This window comes from Arthrobacter sp. AG258, from assembly GCF_004364695.1.
In the GTDB taxonomy this organism is placed as follows: Bacteria; Actinomycetota; Actinomycetes; order Actinomycetales; family Micrococcaceae; genus Arthrobacter.
In genome coordinates this window covers 155,238-175,926 of record NZ_SOBI01000010.1, presented here as the reverse complement: position 1 = coordinate 175,926, position 20,689 = coordinate 155,238, and the positions used below count along the sequence as shown (strand labels likewise).

At 68.0% G+C, this 20,689-nt stretch carries 19 protein-coding genes and 2 riboswitches; of the genes, 11 read left to right on the top strand and 8 right to left on the bottom strand.

Features of this window, described 5'->3' with window-relative positions; genetic code table 11:
- The 3 genes from DFO47_RS19195 to DFO47_RS21235 all read right to left on the bottom strand — a co-directional run.
- The coding region (locus DFO47_RS19195) for a DUF222 domain-containing protein (RefSeq protein WP_243835550.1) at positions 1-511 on the bottom strand (511 nt) is incomplete at its 3' end.
- Positions 512-725: 214 nt separating this feature from the next.
- On the bottom strand, positions 726-1,364 hold the full coding sequence (locus DFO47_RS19190) for a VOC family protein (RefSeq protein WP_026265047.1): 639 nt from the start codon (positions 1,362-1,364) through the stop codon (positions 726-728).
- A 101-nt stretch (positions 1,365-1,465) separates the two neighbouring features.
- Positions 1,466-3,823, bottom strand: coding sequence for a S8 family peptidase (locus DFO47_RS21235; protein WP_243835548.1), 2,358 nt, complete (start codon positions 3,821-3,823; stop codon positions 1,466-1,468).
- 269 nt (positions 3,824-4,092) lie between these two features.
- Positions 4,093-4,207: riboswitch (SAM riboswitch) on the top strand.
- Between the two features lie 43 nt (positions 4,208-4,250).
- Here DFO47_RS21235 and DFO47_RS19180 point away from each other — a divergent pair.
- The 3 genes from DFO47_RS19180 (at position 4,251) to DFO47_RS19170 (ending at position 8,167) form a co-directional block, all read left to right on the top strand.
- On the top strand, positions 4,251-5,576 hold the full coding sequence (locus tag DFO47_RS19180) for a bifunctional o-acetylhomoserine/o-acetylserine sulfhydrylase (RefSeq protein WP_133832641.1): 1,326 nt from the start codon (positions 4,251-4,253) through the stop codon (positions 5,574-5,576).
- Between the two features lie 99 nt (positions 5,577-5,675).
- A riboswitch (SAM riboswitch) is annotated at positions 5,676-5,791 on the top strand.
- 12 nt (positions 5,792-5,803) lie between these two features.
- Positions 5,804-6,919, top strand: a complete 1,116-nt coding sequence (locus DFO47_RS19175; RefSeq protein ID WP_018763400.1) for a homoserine O-acetyltransferase — start codon at positions 5,804-5,806, stop codon at positions 6,917-6,919.
- A gap of 120 nt (positions 6,920-7,039) precedes the next feature.
- Complete coding sequence (locus DFO47_RS19170) at positions 7,040-8,167, top strand: alcohol dehydrogenase catalytic domain-containing protein (protein ID WP_133832640.1); 1,128 nt, start codon at positions 7,040-7,042, stop codon at positions 8,165-8,167.
- Between the two features lie 20 nt (positions 8,168-8,187).
- On the opposite strand, the gene DFO47_RS19165 is transcribed toward DFO47_RS19170, so the two are convergent.
- Together DFO47_RS19165 and DFO47_RS19160 are read right to left on the bottom strand one after the other, a co-directional pair.
- Positions 8,188-8,793: a hypothetical protein gene (locus tag DFO47_RS19165; RefSeq protein ID WP_133832639.1), complete on the bottom strand. Its 606-nt coding sequence runs from the start codon at positions 8,791-8,793 to the stop codon at positions 8,188-8,190.
- A 49-nt stretch (positions 8,794-8,842) separates the two neighbouring features.
- Positions 8,843-9,712: an SGNH/GDSL hydrolase family protein gene (locus DFO47_RS19160; protein WP_018763402.1), complete on the bottom strand. Its 870-nt coding sequence runs from the start codon at positions 9,710-9,712 to the stop codon at positions 8,843-8,845.
- A 77-nt stretch (positions 9,713-9,789) separates the two neighbouring features.
- Here DFO47_RS19160 and DFO47_RS19155 point away from each other — a divergent pair, with 77 nt between their 5' ends.
- Positions 9,790-10,440, top strand: coding sequence for a phospholipase (locus DFO47_RS19155; RefSeq protein ID WP_018763403.1), 651 nt, complete (start codon positions 9,790-9,792; stop codon positions 10,438-10,440).
- Positions 10,441-10,471: 31 nt separating this feature from the next.
- Here DFO47_RS19155 and DFO47_RS19150 read toward each other — a convergent pair whose 3' ends face one another.
- On the bottom strand, positions 10,472-10,705 hold the full coding sequence (locus DFO47_RS19150) for an RNA-binding S4 domain-containing protein (protein ID WP_018763404.1): 234 nt from the start codon (positions 10,703-10,705) through the stop codon (positions 10,472-10,474).
- A 32-nt stretch (positions 10,706-10,737) separates the two neighbouring features.
- On the opposite strand from DFO47_RS19150, the gene DFO47_RS19145 reads away from it, so the two are divergent.
- The 3 genes from DFO47_RS19145 to DFO47_RS19135 all read left to right on the top strand — a co-directional run bounded on the left by DFO47_RS19145 (position 10,738) and on the right by DFO47_RS19135 (position 14,298).
- On the top strand, positions 10,738-11,733 hold the full coding sequence (locus DFO47_RS19145; RefSeq protein WP_133832638.1) for a DMT family transporter: 996 nt from the start codon (positions 10,738-10,740) through the stop codon (positions 11,731-11,733).
- A gap of 127 nt (positions 11,734-11,860) precedes the next feature.
- Positions 11,861-13,246: a glycine--tRNA ligase gene (locus DFO47_RS19140; RefSeq protein WP_133832637.1), complete on the top strand. Its 1,386-nt coding sequence runs from the start codon at positions 11,861-11,863 to the stop codon at positions 13,244-13,246.
- Between the two features lie 2 nt (positions 13,247-13,248).
- Positions 13,249-14,298 (top strand): GNAT family N-acetyltransferase, encoded by a 1,050-nt coding sequence (locus DFO47_RS19135; protein WP_133832636.1) that lies wholly within the window; start codon positions 13,249-13,251, stop codon positions 14,296-14,298.
- A 75-nt stretch (positions 14,299-14,373) separates the two neighbouring features.
- Here DFO47_RS19135 and DFO47_RS19130 read toward each other — a convergent pair whose 3' ends face one another.
- Both DFO47_RS19130 and DFO47_RS19125 read right to left on the bottom strand, forming a co-directional pair.
- The gene (locus DFO47_RS19130) at positions 14,374-15,201 is read right to left on the bottom strand and encodes a lysophospholipid acyltransferase family protein (protein WP_133832635.1); all 828 of its coding nucleotides are present in this window, start codon (positions 15,199-15,201) and stop codon (positions 14,374-14,376) included.
- A gap of 11 nt (positions 15,202-15,212) precedes the next feature.
- On the bottom strand, positions 15,213-15,995 hold the full coding sequence (locus tag DFO47_RS19125) for an alpha/beta fold hydrolase (RefSeq protein WP_133832634.1): 783 nt from the start codon (positions 15,993-15,995) through the stop codon (positions 15,213-15,215).
- A 140-nt stretch (positions 15,996-16,135) separates the two neighbouring features.
- Between DFO47_RS19125 and DFO47_RS19120 the strand changes: the two genes are divergently transcribed.
- The 4 genes from DFO47_RS19120 to DFO47_RS19105 all read left to right on the top strand — a co-directional run bounded on the left by DFO47_RS19120 (position 16,136) and on the right by DFO47_RS19105 (position 20,629).
- Positions 16,136-17,581, top strand: a complete 1,446-nt coding sequence (locus DFO47_RS19120; RefSeq protein WP_133832633.1) for a YibE/F family protein — start codon at positions 16,136-16,138, stop codon at positions 17,579-17,581.
- 107 nt (positions 17,582-17,688) lie between these two features.
- The gene (gene dusB, locus DFO47_RS19115; protein WP_018763411.1) at positions 17,689-18,867 is read left to right on the top strand and encodes a tRNA dihydrouridine synthase DusB; all 1,179 of its coding nucleotides are present in this window, start codon (positions 17,689-17,691) and stop codon (positions 18,865-18,867) included.
- 64 nt (positions 18,868-18,931) lie between these two features.
- Entirely contained in the window at positions 18,932-20,191 is a 1,260-nt protein-coding gene (locus tag DFO47_RS19110; RefSeq protein ID WP_196803370.1) for a deoxyguanosinetriphosphate triphosphohydrolase, read from the top strand.
- Positions 20,192-20,314: 123 nt separating this feature from the next.
- Complete coding sequence (locus DFO47_RS19105) at positions 20,315-20,629, top strand: hypothetical protein (protein ID WP_133832632.1); 315 nt, start codon at positions 20,315-20,317, stop codon at positions 20,627-20,629.
- The last annotated feature ends 60 nt before the right edge of the window (positions 20,630-20,689 follow it).

Genomic DNA, 20,689 nt, shown 5'->3' with positions numbered 1-20,689 from the left:
CGGGGTCGAAGAAGTGCGCCACCAACCCGGCCGCCCCTGCAGGGGTGAGGCCTTCGGTTTCGTCGGCCACGATCCGGGCGTGCTGCCACGACACCGCACCCGTGGACAGGGCCTCGACCACAGGCGGCAGGGAGCAGACCCGGCGGGACTGCTCCACCAGTGCCCCGGCGGCGGCGGAGCTGATGGTGAGGATCCCGGCGATCTCCTCCACCGCGGACATCTCCGCGAACGTGCGCTCCTCCACCGGGGCGTCCGGCGGAAGCAGAGCATGCTGGATCTCAACGGCATCCGCCACGTCTTGGGCTTTCACCGCCGCCAGCTGGGCCTCCAACCGGGCCACCAGCTCCAGCCGCTCAAGACAGAGCCCATACCGCCGCTGCAGCACGTCCACTTCAGCACCAACGTCGGCGTCTGAACAAAGCGAAGCATCCTCCAGAACCAGCCCGCTGAGCGCAGCAACAGAGGCAGAAACACCCTCCATCACCACCGCCAGATCAGTACCGATTCCCATAAAGAAATCATCCAACCAGGGTCCGACATTTATGGAGGAGGCTTGTGGTTCAGCGCCCTTCCGCATAATTCAGCGATCCTCCCCGGGAACGCTTAAATGAATTCGGCCGCCATCGGGTGGTGACGCCGTTGTCACCACCCGATGGCGGCCGAAGCTTTTGGGCGCACGCCCATAAGGCCCTCTCCGGAACTAAGCCGGAGAGCGCGAGGGATGGTCAGATGGTGACGGCCCCGTTGGCGGTTTCAAATGTGACGGACAGGATGCCGGGAGTACCGTGCGGCGCTACCCACTCGACCGCAACGTCTTCAAGCGGCTTCTCCACCGGCTCGCCCAGCCACTCGGTCACCCGCGACGCGGAGCCGGCAATGGTCAGGCAGCTCATCTTGAGGTTGCTCTCGTAGGCATTGGAGGGGTGCAGGGACGGGTCGCCTTCCCATTTGAGCATGTAGGGGACCTGGGGGTCTGCAATAAGGCCCAGGATGCCTATCTGCTTCCACACGAGTTCGCGGCCATCCGGGAACTTGCGGTTGCCGTTCACGGCAGCTCGGCCCAGGCGTTCCTCGAACGGGGCAAGGTCGTCCACTTCGACGCACCAGCCCATCCAGCCGCCGCCCGCAGCGGAACGGGCACGAACTGCCTGTCCGAACGGTGCTTTGTCCGAAGCCGGGTGGTCCAGGACCTCCACAACTTCGAGGTATTTGTGCCCGGCGAGGGGGATGATCATATTCCGGGTGCCGAACCGGGGGTGGACCCCGCCCTTCACTGCCTCAACGCCGAGGGCAGTTGAAATACGTTCGGTAGTGGCCGCGAGGCCATCGTGTTCACAGGCGTAAGAGACGTGATCCATGCGCATGGCAACATCTTGGCACTTTGTGATCGGGCTCTCAGCTAAGGGTGCCCTTACTTGGATTTGCGTCCCTGGCAGTGGTTGAAGAAGCCCCCGGCAGATCGGGTTCAACCTGCGATGTAGTAGCCGAAGGTGTCGGCGATGAGTTGGACGGTGCCGGCGGAGTTGTTGGTCAGGGCGATGGTTCCGTCGGCGGCGACGGGGGTGATGACCAGGTTGGGGGTGGTTTGGTCGGTGTTGAAGTTCAGGTTGGAGGTTCCGGGGGTGGGGGTGCCGCCGGCGTGGACGGTGATGTTGCCGAAGCTGGTGGGTGAGGTGACGGTGACGTTGACGGCGACGGCGGAGACTCCGGTGGTGGGGATGCCGCCGTGGCCGGTGACGGGGACGCGGATGGTGGCTCCGGGTGCGACGGGGCCGCTGGCTCCGCCGGTGCCGTAGCGGGTGTCCAGCTGCCGCAAGGGCGCCTGCGACGAGAAGGTGCCAGGGTCTACCGGGGCCCCTGCGATGTAGTAGCCGAAGGTGTCGGCGATGAGTTGGACGGTGCCGGCGGAGTTGTTGGTCAGGGCGATGGTTCCGTCGGCGGCGACGGGGGTGATGACCAGGTTGGGGGTGGTTTGGTCGGTGTTGAAGTTCAGGTTGGAGGTTCCGGGGGTGGGGGTGCCGCCGGCGTGGACGGTGATGTTGCCGAAGCTGGTGGGTGAGGTGGCGGTGACGTTGACGGCGACGGCGGAGACTCCGGTGGTGGGGATGCCGCCGTGGCCGGTGACGGGGACGCGGATGGTGGCTCCGGGTGCGACGGGGCCGCTGATGCCGCCGGTGCCGTAGCGGGTGTCCAGCTGCCGGAAGGGCGCCTGCGACGAGAAGGTGCCAGGGTCTACCGGGGCCCCTGCGATGTAGTAGCCGAAGGTGTCGGCGATGAGTTGGACGGTGCCGGCGGAGTTGTTGGTCAGGGCGATGGTTCCGTCGGCGGCGACGGGGGTGATGACCAGGTTGGGGGTGGTTTGGTCGGTGTTGAAGTTCAGGTTGGAGGTTCCGGGGGTGGGGGTGCCGCCGGCGTGGACGGTGATGTTGCCGAAGCTGGTGGGTGAGGTGACGGTGACGTTGACGGCGACGGCGGAGACTCCGGTGGTGGGGATGCCGCCGTGGCCGGTGACGGGGACGCGGATGGTGGCTCCGGGTGCGACGGGGCCGCTGGCTCCGCCGGTGCCGTAGCGGGTGTCCAGCTGCCGGAAGGGCGCCTGCGACGAGAATGCCCCCGGCAGGCGCGGGCTGGCAGGCACGTGCAGCAGTTTGTTTGGCGTTCCGGCGCCGGCACCGGCGATGGTTCCCGGAACAGCCGTCGACAGGACGGTGTCCGTGACCTGCGCAGGCGTGAAGAGCGGGTGCCGGGAGAGGATGAGGGCTGCCGTGCCGGCAACGTGCGGTGAGGCCATGGAGGTCCCGCTCAGCGATGCCGTGGCCGTCGACGACGTGTTCCAGGTGGAGGTAACGCCCACCCCCGGGGCGTAAAGGGCCACGCACTGGCCGTAGTTGGAGAACGAGGCCTGGTGGTCCGAGGAGTCGCTCGCGGCCACCGTCAAGGCGGACGGGACCCGGGCGGGCGAGGACGTGCAGGCATCCGTGGCCGAATTCCCGGCCGCGACGACGACGGAAATTCCATCGTCGACGACATTCTGGACTGCGGTGTCAAGGAGGCTGCTGACCGGTCCGCCAAGGCTCATGTTCACCACGGCCGGAGTTCCTGCGGCATGGTCCCCGGCAATCCAGTCGAGTCCGGCGATGATGTCCGAGTAGTAGCCGGACCCGTCGCAGGCCAAGGTCCGCACGGGCACGATCGTGGCGGATTTGGCCACGCCGTAGACGGTTCCGGCGATGATCCCCGAAACGTGGGTGCCGTGTCCGTTGCAGTCACTTGTCCCGCCGCCGTCGGAAAGTGCCGTCCATCCCGCGGCAACCCGTCCGCCGAAATCCACGTTGGAGGCGAGGACTCCGGTGTCAACCACATAGGCGCGGACACCGAGGCCGGAAGCGTCATACGTGTAGGCGCCGGACAGTGGCAACGCCTGCTGGTCCAGCCGGTCAAGACCCCAGGGCGCGGGTTTTTCCGTGGCGGAAATCGTCGATACCGCATCGGGTTCCACGGCTGTTGCCTTGCCGGACCGCAGCAGTGCGGCGGCTTGCGCCGCCGTGGCTTTGATCGCCGCTCCGTGCAGGGCCTTGCTGAACGTGTGGTCGACGGCGACCCCCTGGGAACGAAGGTCGCGCGCCGCCGTTGGGACGTCAGTTCCCGCCGGGAACTGGACCAGGTAGCGGCCATTGGGGCTGTCGGGAGCGGACGAGGGAGCGGCGGCGGGCGCGGTGGCTGCCGCTGGCGGCGCCGAGGCTTGCACTGGTGTACCGCTTGAGCAGAAGGCGACGGCGGACAACAGTGCGGCGGCAAGGGCCAGGCGCAAAGACTGGGGCAACGGATTCGAATTCCTTTGTGCGTGGTTGGGGGCGACGGGATAACGTCGTCCGGCTTCCACGGTATCCGGGCCAGGACGGCTGGCGGCCAAACCTCGGGCGATCCTTCGCATTATTTGTGGAACCTTGGAAAACCTCCACATCGGACTGCCATCGTGCCCGGATCCGTCCCCCGCCCGTCGGCTGAGACCCCCACGGCCCGCACACAGCGGCAAGACCATGTTCGTCACAATGCTGTCCCGGCCGGAGTGATGTTCCTACACTGGGCGCAGGTCATGAGTGCCAGCGTTAAGCCCCGGCTCGCTGGCCGGCAACCCTCCATCCGCGGTGGGGTGCCCCGGGTGAGGACCAGGCTGTCCGGCAATTGCCGGAAGCAAGCGCGGCCCGTGGTGCTCCCAGCATGCCGGGCCCATGTCATAGGAGACTGAGATGTCCAACGGATGGTCCTTCGAAACCCGCCAGATCCATGCAGGCCAGGAGCCTGACAGCGCCACCGGGGCCCGCGCCCTTCCCATCTACCAGACCACGTCCTTCGTGTTCCCGAGCGCCGAGAGCGCAGCCAACCGTTTTGCGCTGGCCGAACTGGCGCCGATCTACACCCGCATCGGCAACCCCACCCAGGACGCGGTGGAGCAGCGGATCGCCAGCCTCGAAGGTGGCCTGGCCGCTTTGCTGCTGAGCTCGGGGCAGGCCGCGGAGACCTTCGCCGTCCTGAATATCGCCGAGGCCAGGGACCACATCGTGGCCAGCCCCAGCCTGTACGGCGGCACCTACAACCTGTTCGCCCACACCCTGAAGAAGTTCGGCATCGCGGTCACCTTCGTGGAAGATCCGGACAACCTGGACCAGTGGCGGAATGCCGTTCAGCCCAACACCAAACTGTTCTTTGGCGAGGTGGTATCCAACCCGCGCCAGGACGTCTTGGACATCGAAGGCATCTCCCAGGTGGCCCACGACGCCGGCGTTCCCCTGATCGTGGACAACACCCTGTCCACTCCCTACCTGATCCGGCCGCTGGAGTGGGGTGCGGACATCGTGATCCACTCCGCCACCAAGTACCTGGGCGGTCATGGCTCGGCGATTGCCGGCGTCATCGTCGACTCCGGCAAGTTCGATTTCGGCAAGGACCCCGACCGGTTCCCCGGTTTCAACACCCCGGATCCCACCTACAACGGGCTGGTCTACGCCCGGGACCTTGGCGAGGGCGGCGCACTGGGCGCCAACCTTTCCTACATCCTCAAAGCCCGTGTCCAGTTGCTGCGCGACCTTGGCTCGGCGGTTTCGCCCTTCAACGCCTTCCTGATTTCGCAGGGCCTGGAAACGCTGAGCCTGCGGGTGGAACGGCACGTTTCCAACGCCACGGAGGTGGCGCGCTGGCTGGAGGGAAGGGACGACGTCGAATCGGTCGCCTACGCGGGGCTGCCGTCCAGCCCCTGGTACGAACGGGGCCGCAAGTACGGGCCCAAGGGGACCGGCGCCGTCGTCGCTTTCAACCTGGCCGGGGGCGCGGAGGCGGGCAAGCGCTTCGTCGACGCCCTGGAACTGCACTCGCACGTCGCCAACATCGGCGACGTCCGTTCGCTTGTCATCCACCCGGCGTCGACCACCCACAGCCAGCTCTCGCCCGAGCAGCAGGTGGTGGCCGGCGTCAATCCGGGGCTGGTCCGCTTGTCGGTTGGCTTGGAGCACATCGACGACATCCTGGCCGACTTGGAGGCCGGTTTCCGCGCGGCCAAGGGCGGCGCCGACGCCTGACCGCCGGCACGCCGGGGCGCTGCCGGCCGGCAGCGCCGGGAAGTCACAACCAGTCACACTCTTGGCCTGGACCGGGGGGTGTTTCGTACACTCGAACCAGGTCATGAGTGCCAGTGACAGCCCCGGCTTGCTGGCCGGCAACCCTCCTTCCGCGGTGGGGTGCCCCGGGTGAAGACCTGGCCTGCCGGTCAAATGACGGCAGGCAAGCGCGTAGAAGAGGTCTTGCCATGACGGTTACCGTCGCCCGTACCACCATTCCCGAACACGGAGTTGTCCGCTACGCCTCCATTGGAGGACTCGAGCTCGAGGGCGGCGGCTACCTGCCGGATGTCACCCTGGCGTACGAAACCTGGGGCACGCTGAACGCGGACGGCAGCAACGCCATCCTGATCGAGCACGCCCTGACGGGCAGCACCCACGTGACCCGGGGCGACACCGACGAAGAGGGCTGGTGGGAACAGCTGGCCGGTCCTGGGGCGCCCGTCGATACGGACAGGTTCTTCGTGGTGTCCGTCAACATTGTGGGCGGCTGCTACGGGTCCACGGGCCCGTCGTCGGCCGCCCCCGACGGAGCACCCTGGGGCTCACGCTTCCCCCTGGTCACCCTGCGGGACAGCACTGTTGCCGAGGCCCGGCTGGCGGACCAGCTGGGCATCGGGAGCTGGTACGCCGTCCTTGGCGGTTCCATGGGGGGTGCCCGCGCCCTGGAGTGGGCGGTGACCTACCCTGACCGGGTGCAGCGCTGCGCCGTCATCTCGGTCGGCGCTGCCAGCACGGCTGAACAGATCGCTTTCGCCCAGGCCCAGACCCTGGCCATCCGCCAGGATCCGAACTTCAACGGCGGCGACTACTACGGCGGACCGTGTCCGGAAGACGGCCTGGCCCTGGCACGGCGGATCGCCCACATCACGTACCGGTCCGCCGCGGAACTGGAAGGGCGCTTCGGCCGGGAACCCCAGGCCCCCGAGTCGCCCCTGCACGGCGGACTGCTGGCAAACCGCGGACGCTACCAGGTGGAAAGCTATCTGGACCACCAGGGCAGGAAGCTCGTCCGCCGGTTCGACGCCAACAGCTATATCGCCCTCACCGAGGCGTTGATGAGCCACGATGTCTGCCGTGGCCGCGGGCCGCTGGCCGAGACCCTGGCATCCGCCACCGCCCGGTTCTTCGTTGCCGCCGTGGACTCCGACCGGCTCTACTTCCCGTCCCAGTCCCGCGAATTGGCCCAGGCCCTGCCGGGTGAGGTTGACGTGCATATGATCTCGGCACCGATAGGCCATGACGGCTTCCTGACCGAGATCGGACAGCTGGGGAACCAGCTCCGGACGACGTTCCTGGCCTAGCTGCGCCCGTCCCGGCAGCGGCCGGCTGCTGCCCTGCGGTGCTTCCGGTGCACGCTGCCGGTGGACGCCGCGGTGCCACAGTGCAGCAGGCCCGGGGTGGAAGTACGGCATGATCGTGTCATGAAGGCAGCCGTCCTGTATTCGACCGTTCCCGCCGCACCGGGAAAGCCCGCCTACGCTGACGCGAAACCATTGGTCGTGCAGGAACTGGACCAACCGCAGCCGCGCGCCGGTGAGCTTGGGGTTGCCATCACGTATTCGAGCCTGTGCCATTCGGACCTGTCCGTGGTGGACGGCTCCAGGGTCCGGCCGCTTCCGATGGCATTGGGCCACGAGGCGGTGGGGCGGGTGGTGTCCGTGGGCGACGGGGTAGCCGATGTGTCCGTGGGAGACCACGTGGTGCTCGTTTTCGTGCCCAGTTGCGGCCACTGCCGGGCCTGCCGGGCCGGGAGGCCCGCGCTTTGCCACCGCGCTGCGGAGGTCAACGGCTCCGGTGACCTGTTGCATGGGCCGGCCTTGCTGCGCACGCCGGCGGGGGAGCGCATCAACCACCATTTGGGCGTCTCGGCGTTTGCGGATTACGCCGTGGTGGCGCGGGAGTCGGTGGTGGTGATTGACGACGACGTCCCGGACACCGTCGCGGCGATGTTCGGTTGCGCCGTGCTCACCGGAATGGGGGCCGTGCTCAATACGGCAGGCGTCAGTCCGGGACAGTCCGTGGCTGTCTTCGGCATCGGCGCAGTAGGCTTATCGGCCGTCATGGCGGCCCGCCTCGCCGGGGCCGCCGGAGTGATTGCCATCGATCCGAATCCGGGCAAGCACCCATTGGCCCTGGACGCCGGTGCCACGGCGGTGGGAACGCCTGCGGATGCGGCCCGTCTTGTGGCCGAGGCTGCCGGTGACGGGGTGGATGTGGCCGTCGAAGCAGTCGGCTCGGCCGGCGTGATCGCAGCGTGCCTTGATCTGGTGACGCGGGGCGGCGCGGTTGTCTCGGTGGGACTGCCCCATCCGTCTGCTGAACTGTCCGTTCCCGCACTGCAGTTCGCAGGCGCGGGCAAACGGCTCCTCGGCTCCTACATGGGCGACGCAGTTCCCCGCCGAGACATCCCGGCGTACCTGGGCTACTGGCGGGAAGGCAGGCTTCCGGTGGAACTGCTGCACACCGATACCCGGCCGCTGGCGGACGTTAATGAAGGCCTGGATGCGCTGCCGTCCGGGCAGGTGGTCAGGCGGCTCTTCCGGGCTTGAGGCGTGGCGGCGGCTGGGACTCAGCCGTTCATGATGTCGCTGCGGCGCTTCATGTAGTCCTCCATGGACATTTCGCCGTTGCTGTACTGCTGGTCCAGTTCTGCGAGCTTCCGGGCACGGAATCCCTGGGGCGCTCCCGGCGGGGGAACGGCCGGGCCTGGAGGCGGGCCGGCCGGCGTGTGGCCGGTACCCTGTTGCTGGCCGGGGAACTGCTGGCCCATACCCTGCTGGCCCATACCCTGCTGGCCCGGGAACTGCTGGCCCGGGAACTGCTGGAACGGCGGTTCCTGGGGCGCGCCGTAGCGGGGGTCCGGCATGGGGCGCTGCCCGTACTGGTAGGGCTGTGGGTGTGATTCATTGGCCGGGCGGGGCTGGCGGAAGCCGCCGGAGTAGTAGTCCTGCTGGGTGTAGCCGTCGCGGGGCTGGTTGCTCTGCGGCCCCGCGGACCCGGGAAACCGGCCGGACCCGGGGAACCCGCCCGGCCCGTACTGTCCCGGAAACTGGTCAGGGTACTGGCCCGGCAAGCCTTGGTCCCGGTCCCGCCGTGCCATGGACCGCCGGTACATCCGCATGGCCATGGGGACAACGAAGGACAGGATGATGATCCACAAAAACAAGCTGCTCACGGTGCCGCGCCTCTCAAAGGTTGTCCCTCCAGCGTAACCCCGTGCGGTCCTACCGGCGGCTGGGTTCCGAGGTTCCCAGCGGACCCTCGCCGGACCCCAACGGAACGCCCGGGCCAAAGACGGGACCCGGCGTCGGCCGTTTCGCCGTGACGCCGTCACCGGAGGACTGGTGCCGGAGCCGGCGCAGGACCCAGGGCACGAAGTATTCGCGCGCCCACACCAAGTCCCCGGTCCTTGCCTCGCGCCAGGTCCGGGGCGGCAGATCCTTGGGCTGGAGGGGTTCCAGCGAATGTTCAACGTTAAGCGAGTCCAGCACCATGGCCGCGATGGTGTGGTGCCCCAAGGGGGAGAAGTGCAGCCTGTCCTGGTCCCACATCTGCGGATCGCTCAGTTGCCGGAGGGACCACATGTCGGCGATGACGGCGTCGTGCCGGGCCGCGACAGTCCGCAGGTTCTCGTTATAAATGGCCACCTTGCTCCGGATCCTGCCCAGGACCGAGGAGCCTGTGTCCGGACCGTTGAACAGGACCACGGTGGCGCCGCCCATGGACAGGATCTGGACCACGGAATCGAGCTTTTCGGCCAGTGCGTCGGGGTCGCCGCCCGGGCGGATGAGGTCGTTGCCGCCTGCTGACAAGGTGACCAGGTCCGGCTTCAGGGCCAGGGCCGGGGCCAGCTGCTGGTCCACGATCTGCTGCAGGAGCCGGCCCCTGACGGCGAGGTTGGCGTAGGCGAAGTCCGGCTTGGTGCGGCCCAGTTCTTCGGCCACCCGGTCGGCCCAGCCGCGGTGGCCTCCGGGGCTTGCGGGCTCGGGGTCGCCGATGCCCTCGGTAAAGGAATCGCCCATCGCCACGTACCGGCTCCAGGGGTGGGAACCGGGGTGCACGGACGGGGTCTGGATGGCACTTGCGTCAGTCACTGTCCTATCCTGCCTTCCGCTTCAATGGCTACGCCAACGTAGGTTGTTACTTTCGGGTAACTGTAAGAATGGAAACCATGACTGACGCCGAAGTATTTCCCGCTCCCGTTGTCCTGTGGTCCCACCCCGAAGACCAGCGTGCCGGCAAACCGCTGCTGGTGCTGCTCCATGGCTATGGCGCCAACGAGCAGGACCTGTTCAGCCTTGCCGGGATGCTTCCGGGGGACTTTGCGGTGGCATCCGTCCGGGCGCCGATCGCCATGGGCCCGGGCTTCACCTGGTTCCCGTTGACGGCGTCCATCGACTACTCCCTGGACCGGGTCAAGGCGGCGTCGGCCTACGTCCAGGAATGGATCGACACCATCAGGGAAGGCCACCCCTCCGTCTCCCTGCTGGGCTTCTCCATGGGCATGGCCATGGCCACCACCCTCCTGCGGCAGCGTCCCACGGACTTCGCTGCCGTCGTCGGGCTCTCGGGCTTCGTGGTGGACGCCGCCGGCGACCCCACCTTCAAGGATGCAGAACTGGACGGAACCATCCCCATGTTCTGGGGCCGGGACCAGCAGGACCCGGTGATCACCCAGGACAAGATCGAGTTCACCATGGGGTGGGTGCGCAAGCACGTCAAGCTCACCAAGGTGCTCTACACGGGCATGTGGCACGGCATCAACCAGCAGGAGATCGGCCACGTGGGGGAGTTCCTCACCCACGAGGTGCTCAACAAGTAGGCGTACGACGACGGCGCCGCGGCCGTGGCGGTCAGCCCGCCTCCGGCGCGACCACCTTCACGGTGTGCCCGTTCACGGTGACGGTGTCGCCGTGGTGCAGCTGGCGGCCGCGGCGGTCGTCGATTTCGCCGTTGACTTTCACCAGCCCGTTCTTGATGAGCTCCGTTGCCTCCACGCCGTCCTCCACGAGGTTGGCAAGCTTCAACAGCTGGCCCAGCCGGATCATGCTGTCGCGGATGGGGACGTCGTCAATGGGGTTGCTCATACAGCAATAATGCCTGAACTAAGGTGGATCCAATGACCTCCCCTCCACGCCTGCCCGTCCTCGCAGGCCTGCCCCTGGCGGTGGGCGCCGGCCTGGCCATCCCCGTCCAAGGCCGCATCAACGGGGCCCTCGGCGCCCGCCTCAACGACGGAATCGCCGCTGCCGTGGTCAGTTTCAGCACCGGCCTGCTGGTGATGATCCTGATCTCGCTGGTCCTGCCGCGGGGCCGGGCCGGGCTGGCGGCCATCCTCCCGGCCGTCCGTACCCGGGCTTTTCCCCGCATCTACGTGCTGGCCGGCGCCATCGGGGCGCTGTTCGTCTTCGCCCAGTCCTTTACCGTGGGCCTCCTCGGGGTGGCCCTCTTCACCGTCGCCACCGTCACGGGACAGACCGTGAGCGGGCTGCTGGTGGACCGGCTGGGGATCGGCCCGGCCGGGAAGAAGTCCGTCACGGGAATCCGCATCATCGGTTGCGTCCTGACCATCGCGGCCGTCGCCTGGGCAGTGTCGCCGCGGTTCGGCGGGGGAGGTGCCGATACCGGCGCCGACCCGGCTGCGTTGCTCGTTCCGCTGCTCCTGCCGGTGGCCGCAGGCTTCCTGATGAGCTTCCAGCAGGCCATGAACGGCACCGCCACCGTCCACTACGGCACCCCCATCGCCGCCACCCTGGTCAACTTCGTGGCCGGCACCATCGTGCTGTGGGCGGCGTTCGCCGTGAAGCTCGCGGTGGCCGGGCCGGGCAATCCGTTGCCCGCCGACTGGTGGTACTACCTGGGCGGTCCCATGGGTTGCGTGTTCATCGGCCTGGGTGCCCTGCTGGTCCGCAGCCTCGGCGTCCTGGTCACCGGGCTCGGCATGATCGCGGGCCAACTCCTGGGGTCCCTGGCACTGGACCTGGTGCTGCCCGCGCCTGGCACCGTCGTCGCCCCTGCCACGGTCCTTGGGACCCTGCTCACCCTCGGCGCCATCATCCTGGCAACCTTGCCCTGGCCGCGGGGCGCGCTCCGGGGGCGCCGGCCGGTAGGCTAGTACACGCAGCTTTTGACGCATCTTCCCCCATCCGCCCACCCGGTGCCCGGTGTGCCCTGCACGCCGCAGCCGGGGTTTGCACACCGCGGACCGCACCCAGCGGCCCTGTAGAAATTGGAGTTACCCCATGGCAGCAAAATCCGTCCTCGACCAGGTCATTTCCCTCTCCAAGCGGAGGGGCTTCGTGTTCCAGGCCGGTGAGATCTACGGAGGTTCGCGTTCTGCCTGGGACTACGGCCCCTTGGGCGCTGAGCTGAAGGAAAACATCAAGCGCCAGTGGTGGCAGTCCATGGTCCGCGGCCGCGAGGACGTGGTGGGCCTTGACTCCTCCGTGATCCTGCCCCGCCAGGTGTGGGAGGCCTCCGGCCACGTCGAGGTCTTTTCCGACCCCCTGGTGGAATGCCTCTCCTGCCACAAGCGGTACCGCGCCGACCACCTCGAGGAAGAGTACGAGGAGAAGAAGGGCCGCCCGGCGGAAAATGGCCTGAAGGACATTGCCTGCGCCAACTGCGGCACCCGCGGCCAGTGGACCGAGCCGCAGGAGTTCTCCGGCCTGCTCAAGACCTACCTCGGCCCGGTCGCCAGCGAGGAAGGCCTGCACTACCTGCGCCCCGAAACCGCCCAGGGCATCTTCGTGAACTTCAACAACGTCCTCACCACGTCGCGGAAGAAGCCGCCGTTCGGTATCGGCCAGATCGGCAAGTCCTTCCGCAACGAGATCACGCCGGGCAACTTCATCTTCCGCACGCGCGAGTTCGAGCAGATGGAAATGGAGTTCTTCGTCGAGCCCGGCACGGATGAAGAGTGGCACAAGTACTGGATGAACGAGCGCATGGCCTGGTACACCGGCCTGGGCATCCGCGACGAGAACCTGCGCTTCTTCGAGCACCCCAAGGAGAAGCTGAGCCACTACTCCAAGGGCACCACGGACATCGAGTACCGCTTCGGTTTCCAGGGCTCGGAGTGGGGCGAACTGGAAGGCATCGCCAACCGGACCGACTTTGACCTCTCCACCCACGCGAAGGCTTCCGGCACGGACCTGAGCTACTTCAACCAGGCCACCAACGAGCGCTACACCCCCTACGTGATTGAGCCCGCGGCCGGCCTGACCCGTTCCTTCATGGCGTTCCTGGTGGACGCCTACACCGAGGACGAGGCCCCCAACGCCAAGGGCGGCGTGGACGTGCGCACCGTGCTGAAGCTTGACCCGCGCCTGGCCCCCGTCAAGGCCGCCGTGCTGCCGTTGAGCCGCAATGAGGACCTGTCACCGAAGGCGAAGGCACTTGGCGCCCAGCTGCGCAAGAACTGGAACATCGACTTTGACGACGCCGGTGCAATCGGCCGCCGGTACCGCCGCCAGGATGAGATCGGCACCCCGTTCTGCATCACCGTGGACTTCGATACCCTCGAGGACCAGGCCGTCACCATCCGCGAGCGGGACACCATGAGCCAGGAACGTGTTTCCCTGGACAAGGTGGAGGGTTACCTGGCCGCACGGCTGATCGGCGCCTGAGCATGGCCATCGAATACCGCCCATGGCGCGATGGTGACGACCTTGCGCTGCTGGAAATCTGGGGTGACCCGGACACTGGCGAGGCCCGCCAGTTCCGCGCCGCCCTGGCACTGTCCTCCAACGGCCGGGACGGCACGCCGTGGCGCCGCTGCATCGTGGCCGAGGACGTCATTGACGGCGTCGGCATCCCGGTAGCCGCCGGCGTCGTCTACGAGGCGTCCCTGCACCCGGAACGCCTCTGGACCTACATCGAGGTGGCCCGGGACCACCGCCGCGCCGGCATCGGCGCCAGCCTGCTGACCATGCTGCGCCGCGAAGTCGAAAACGCGCCGTCGGGTGTCACCAGGCTGCGCGCCAAGGTGGAGCCCGGCACCGCCGGGGCCGCCTTCGCCGAAGCGTTCGGGCTGGAACCCATCCAGCGCTCGCGCCTGGTGGTCGTCGAGCCGGGCGCCCTCCGGCTGCCCGTCTTCCCGGCCAAGGACGGGGACGGTGCGGCCGGCGGCGAGAACGCAGGCTCCGACGTCGTCATGGACCTGGCCACCGGCTCGGTGGAGCTCACCGACGTGGTGGGACGCTACTACACCGCCATCCATGACTGGGATTCACCCGGGGTCCTCTCCGTGGGACAGGTGCAGAAACTGTTCCTGGACGAGCTCACCGGCGCGCACGGCGCCATCGTGCTGCGGGCCGAACCGGAATCGGCTTTCGGTGCCGGCGTGGCGCCGAGCAAGAAGGGCCGCATCCGGGCCTTCGCCGTCAGCTACGCGGCCCCCGCCGGGCCTGATGCCGCACCGGCCCACCTGCAAACCCCTGGTGCAGAGACAACGGGCGCCGACATACCGACGGACGTTTTCGTGGGACATGAGCCGGCATTGTCCGCCGCGGACGCTGCCGAGGCCGTGCGCGACATGCTCGCCCTCATCGCGTACCAGCACCCGGTGATGCTGGAACTGGACGACTCGATGACCGCGCTGCGCGCCGCCGTCGAACCCCTCCTGGAGTCCGGCAAGGCCCGCCTCGCCGCGGCGGAAACCCTGGTGGTCTCCGACTGACCGGGGCCGGCCGGCCCACCCGGCAGCCAAGGCAGCGCCAGGTTTTGCCGTGACCTTCACGGCAAGACCTGGCGCTTACTTCGTTTGGCGGGAACCACGACGCCGGCCCGCGGCTGCGTCTGCGGCGTCCAGGCGCTGCCGCTCGGCGTCCGAAGGAGCGCCGCCGCCCAAGTGCGCCGGCATCCACCACGCCCCGTGCTCCGGCTGCAGCGGAAAGCCTGCAATGCACCGGTCGATCCCGGCCTGGAGCGTGCCGCGCAGCGCTTCCGTGGCCTCCTCAACGTCAACGTCATGCGGAAAGACGATCGGCGCTCCCACTTCGAGGCGCACCGGTGCCCGCCAGCTGCGCCGAAGGGAAAATCCGTGGCCGCGGGTCATCACCCGGTGGGCACCCCAGACCGAAACCGGAATGACCGGGACCCCGGCTTCCGCAGCCATCCGCACGGCACCGGTCCTGCATTCGCGAACCGTGAAGCTGCGGCTCACCCCGGCCTCCGGGAAGACCGCGAGGTACTCGCCGGCCCGCAGCTTGGCCACCGCGGCATCGTAGGCGTCTGAACGGTCCGCATAGCCCACCACCACATGGCCGCTGGCGCTGATGGCGGGGCCGGCCAACCAGTGGTCTGCGGCGCCTTGATGGACGAGAAACCGCAGCTGGGCACGCGTATGCCGCCACAGAAGCAGCTCGACTACCGCGAAGTCCACGTAGCCGAAGTGCGTGATGGCGAAGACCGCTCCCTTTCCGGGGGACGCCCGGCGGGAAGGGCCGGTGGCCGGTTCCTTCGCGGGAAGGTTTTCCAGGCCGGTCGCCTGGATGTCCAGCCGGAGGGCCCAGCGCAGGAACTGCCCGGTACGGACGATGACCCGGTAGAAGGTGTCGTTGGACGGGGGACGCCAAGGCATCGGGACCGCGCCTAGAGAGTGACGTGCACGGACGATTCCGGCAGCAGCTGCGAAAAAGAACGCGGCGGCCGGACAGGGGCGCCCGTGCTCTCCGCGAAGGACTTAATGACAAACCCGGAGGCCAGCGTCTGCCACACCCGGATCTTTCGGAGCATGAAGTGCCCCACACCCTTCAGGGACACATACTGCATGCTTGACGCTTCCGCGGTGGCGCGGCGGGCGAACGCCAGCGACTGCCGGGGGCTGGTCATGTGGTCCGTGGTTCCGTGCACGATCAGCACCTTCCGTCCGGCAACCCGGGCTGAAGGGGTCTCCGGGCTTAGCCATGGCGCAAGGGCCACCACGGCTTCAACCTGCGGATGGTCTGCGGCGCAGACGGCTGTCAGGCCGCCCATCGAGTGGCCCAGCAGGAAGATCGGTACGCCGGGGTGCTGTTCCTCGATCTGCCGTAGCGCCCACCGTGCGTCCTGCAGCGGGGTCATGTCCGGGCCATTCCAGCCGCGGACGCTGTTGCGCAGGGACCAGACCGCCAGCCCGTGTTTCCTTCCCATGCGGTGCAGGTCCCGGGCAAAGGGGACCATCCTGGCCGGGCTCAGGTGCCGGGCCTCCACGGGTGCGCGGCTGTGCGCCCTCCCGCCGTGCAGGACCAGGACCACTCCCTTGGTGGCACCGGATGCCGCAAGGACGCTCAGTACGGGACGGTGCTGGGGATCCGAAGGCGCGCGCCCGGCCTGTTCCCCGCCACTTTTTCCCGTCCCGCGGGTATCGGTTCCACGTGTCCCACCGTTGTCCATGCCTGGTTCCTCCCCATCCGATGGTCCATTTATAAACCCTATGGCGCCGCACGTAGAGTACAAGCCATGAGGTTGTACTGCTGATGGGCGCCGGTCACTCCCACACTTCCGAGAGCCATTCGGAGCCGACACCGCAAGCGATGGCTGCCCGCAGCAAGGCGAACCGCATCCTGGCCGCGGTCCTCATCCCGCTGGCGCTGCTGACCCTGGCCGGGATGGCCGCGCTGTGGCCCTCCGGCAGCAAGGAAGGAATCACCCTCGCCAACCCGTACTCCACGGCCCCCGGCGTGACATTCGATACGGGAACCATCCAAAGCGTGGTGGCCGAGAACTGCATGCAGGGGACCAGCCAGCAATCAAGCCAGCCGGGGGCCGGCCAGCAATCCGGCCAGCCGGGGGCCGGCCAGCAGTCCAGCCAGCAGGGGACGGGCCAGGATTCCACCGGACAGCCTCCCCGCCAGGGCTCGGACTGCACGTTCGCGTTCACGGAGCCGGATAAGGGCGGGAGCCCGGTCAAGGTGGTGATCAACCCGGATGTGGCCTCTTCGCACGGGGTCAAGCCCGGGGACCAGATCCGGTACCTGAACCTCTCGAAGGTCCAAGGGGCCACCGGGTCGCAGGGTTCGCCGGCCTACGTCTTTGTGGACTTCGTCCGCACCCTGCCGATTGTCCTGCTCGCCGTGCTCTATGCCGCGGTGGTCATCGCTGTCGCCCGGTGGCGCGGTCTCCGCGCCCTGGTCGGACTCGTGGGCGCCTATTTTGTCCTGGCCAACTTCCTGCTCCCGGGCCTGGTGGAGGGCAAGCCTCCGCTGCTCCTGACCCTGGTGGGCTCCACCGTGATCATGATCGGTGTGCTCTACTTTGCCCACGGATTCTCGGCGAGGACGTCCACGGCATTGTTGGGCACCATTTTCGGGCTCGGCATCACGGCGCTGTTGGCCGCCTGGGCCACGGACGCCGCCAACCTCGCCGGCGTCGGCAGCCATGACGCCGCCACCTTGGTGAACACCTCGGCGAACATCTCAATCTCCGGCGTGATCCTGTGCGGGCTCATCATTTCGGGACTGGGCGTCCTGAACGACGTCACCATCACCCAGTCCTCTGCCGTTTGGGAGCTCTACGAACTGGCGCCGGGCACCAGCGCCCGGAAACTCTTCACCTCCGCCATGCGGATCGGCCGAGACCACATCGCCTCCACCGTGTACACAATCGCCTTCGCCTACGCGGGGGCCGCGCTGCCCATCCTGATCATCGTCATGCTCTACGACCGGCCCCTGATCGATACCCTCACCAGTTCGGAACTGTCCGAGGAAGTCATCCGCACGCTGGTGGGTTCCATCGGCCTGGTCCTGGCCATCCCGGTCACCACCCTGATCGCCGTGCTCGTGGTCAAGGCAACCGGCATCAGGGCAGTTGAGGGCCATGCCGGGGTCGGGGCGCACGACGACGGCCACGTCCACGCCGTAGACGTGGCGGATACCGGGGCGCTCGCCGCAGCCGCGCTGGGGGAGCGCAGCCGGCGGGCCGGCGTCGAACCAGCTGCGGAAACCGCCACCCGCCGGGGCCGGAGGGCGGACCGCGGCTGACGGGGTGCGCGGCGACTTGCCTGCGGGGCGGGCCGGAAAGCCCCGCCGGAGAGGCCTGGTGCCACGGCGGAAACCTTCGATTTGCCCGGCTTTGCAACAATGGACAGGTGACTGTTGCAGCAACCCCTCCCGCCCCCAAGCTGGAACTCCCGCCCCTGAAGCTGGGACCCATCACCGTTGACACTCCGGTGATCCTGGCCCCCATGGCCGGCATCACCAACTCCGCCTTTCGCAGGCTCTGCCGTGAATACGGCGGCGGCATGTACGTGGCGGAGATGGTCACCTCCCGCGCACTGGTGGAACGGACCCCTGAATCACTCCGCATCATTTCGCATGACGACGACGAGAAAGTCCGTTCCGTCCAGCTGTACGGTGTGGATCCGGGCACCGTCGGCGCCGCCGTGCGGATGCTCGTGGAGGAAGACCGGGCGGACCACATCGACCTCAACTTCGGCTGCCCGGTCCCCAAGGTGACCCGGCGCGGCGGCGGCTCGGCCCTGCCCTGGAAGATCGACCTCTTCACCGCGATCGTGCAGACCGCCGTCAAGGAAGCCGGCAAGGGCAACGTTCCGCTGACCATCAAGATGCGCAAGGGCATTGACGATGACCACCTGACGTACCTCGATGCCGGCCGCATCGCCCGCGACTCCGGGGTTGCCGCCGTCGCGCTGCACGGCCGCACGGCCGCCCAGTTCTACTCCGGCAAGGCGGACTGGTCCGCCATCGCGCGCCTCCGCGAGGCCCTGCCGGACATCCCGGTGCTGGGCAACGGCGATATCTGGTCAGCAGAGGACGCCGTCAGGATGGTCCGCGAAACCGGCGTGGACGGCGTGGTGGTGGGCCGCGGCTGCCAAGGGCGCCCGTGGCTGTTCGGCGACCTTCAGGCGGCATTCGAAGGCAGCGATGTCCGGCACCGGCCCAACCTGCGCCAGGTGGCCGAGGGTGTGTACCGGCACGCCGAACTGATGGTGGAGACTTTCGGTGACGAGGGCAAGGCGCTGCGTGAAATCCGGAAGCATATCGCCTGGTACTTCAAGGGCTACGTGGTGGGCGGTGAGCTGCGCACCAGGCTGGCCCTGGTCACCAGCCTGGAGGTGCTCCGGGATACCCTCGCGGAGTTGGACCTGGACTCGCCCTACCCCGGGGTTGACGCCGAGGGCCCGCGCGGACGTGCCGGCTCCCCGAAACGTCCTGCCCTGCCCAAGGACTGGCTCGATTCCCGCGCCCTGAACGCCGACCAGTCCCGGGACATCGCTGCTGCCGAGCTGGATGTCTCCGGTGGCTGAGGCTTCCCTGAGCACCCCGGTCGCCGGCACTCCGGCGTCCGGCACGCCTACCGCGGCGCTCGCCTTGCCCGGCTACGAGCTGCACGATTCCGCCCGCTGGGTGGAGGAACCGCCCAAGAACACGTACCGCTCCGATTTCGAGCGGGACCGCGCCCGGGTCCTGCACTCCTCGGCCCTGCGCCGGCTGGGCGCCAAAACCCAGGTGGTGGCCCCTGACACGGACGACTTCGTCCGCACCCGGCTCACGCACAGCCTGGAAGTGGCGCAGGTGGGCCGGGAACTCGGCCGGGCCTTGGGCTGCGACCCCGACGTGGTGGACACGGCCTGCTTGAGCCACGATCTCGGCCACCCGCCGTTCGGCCACAACGGCGAATCGGCGCTGAACGAGGTGGCGCACGCCATTGGCGGGTTCGAAGGCAACGCCCAGACGCTCCGCCTGCTCACCCGGCTCGAACCCAAAGTGCTCACGGCTGACGGCCGCCCGGCCGGGCTGAACCTCACCCGCGCAAGCCTCGATGCCGCGTCTAAATATCCGTGGTCTGCCCTGGAAGCCCCGGTGATCCATGGCCAGCGGACCAGCAAGTTCGGCGCCTACGAGGACGATCTCCCCATCTTCAACTGGATCCGCGAGGGTGCCCCGGAGCGCCGGTCCTGCCTGGAAGCCCAGGTGATGGACCTCGCGGACGACATTTCCTACTCGGTGCACGACGTGGAGGACGCGATTGTTGCCGGCCACTTCCAGTTGCGCTGGCTGGACAACCCGGACCACCGGGCCCGCGTGGTGGGGTACGCGAAGCAGTGGTACCTGCCGCACAACGATCCTGCGGCGATCGACGCCGCGCTGGCCCGGCTCGAGGCCACGGACGTGTGGGTGCGCGAGGCGGACGGCAGCCGCAAGTCGATGGCAGCCCTGAAGAACATGACCAGCCAGCTGATCGGCAGGTTCTGCCAGAGCGCCCTGGAAACCACCCGTGCCGTCTACGGCCCCGAAAACCTCACCCGGTACAGCGCCGAGCTCATGGTGCCGGATGAGACGGTGATGGAGATCGCGGTCATGAAGGGCCTCGCCACCACGTTCGTGATGACCACTGAACACCGGCAGCCCATCTACGAGCGCCAGCGCGAAGTGCTGCACGCCCTGGTCACTGCCCTGAGCGCCACGGGGGACAGGCACCTGGAACCGATGTTTGCCGCCGACTGGCGGGACGCTGCCGACGACGGGGCACGGCTCCGGGTGGTCATCGACCAGGTGGCGTCCCTGACGGATGGTTCGGCGCTTGCCATGTACGAGCGCCTGGTGGGGAGCCTGCCTTCGCTCTGGTAGCCCCGCGAGGCCGTGGCGGATCCTGCCAACACCCGACCGATCAACAGCTTGCTCTAAGAGTTTCCACAGGAACGAGGGGCAAGATAGGGGAAAAGGCAGGCCGTTAAAGCACGGGAGCAGGTCATGAGTACTCGCAGCAGGGGCAAGCGCCTCGCCACCGGGATTACCGTGGCGGTGGGCGTGGGCAGCGTCGCCGTTGCGGGCGTCAGCGCGGCCGCCGTGTACGCCGCCACGCCTTCCGTCATCGCCAGGACCACTCCCGGGACGGACAACAGCACCCAAGGCACCACGCCGAAACCGAGCGGTTCCACCGGTTCGGGCAACGACAGTTACGGGAGCCGGCAGGACGGTACGCGCCGTTCCAAGAGCTACGGAAGCACCACGCCGGTCCAACCCGGCAACGGCGGCACGGTCCACGGCAGGTCTTCGGGATCCTGAGATGAACGGTCCTGACGCGCACGGTGCCCGCATGGGCCGGTCCGGCCCGGCCGGCACTGG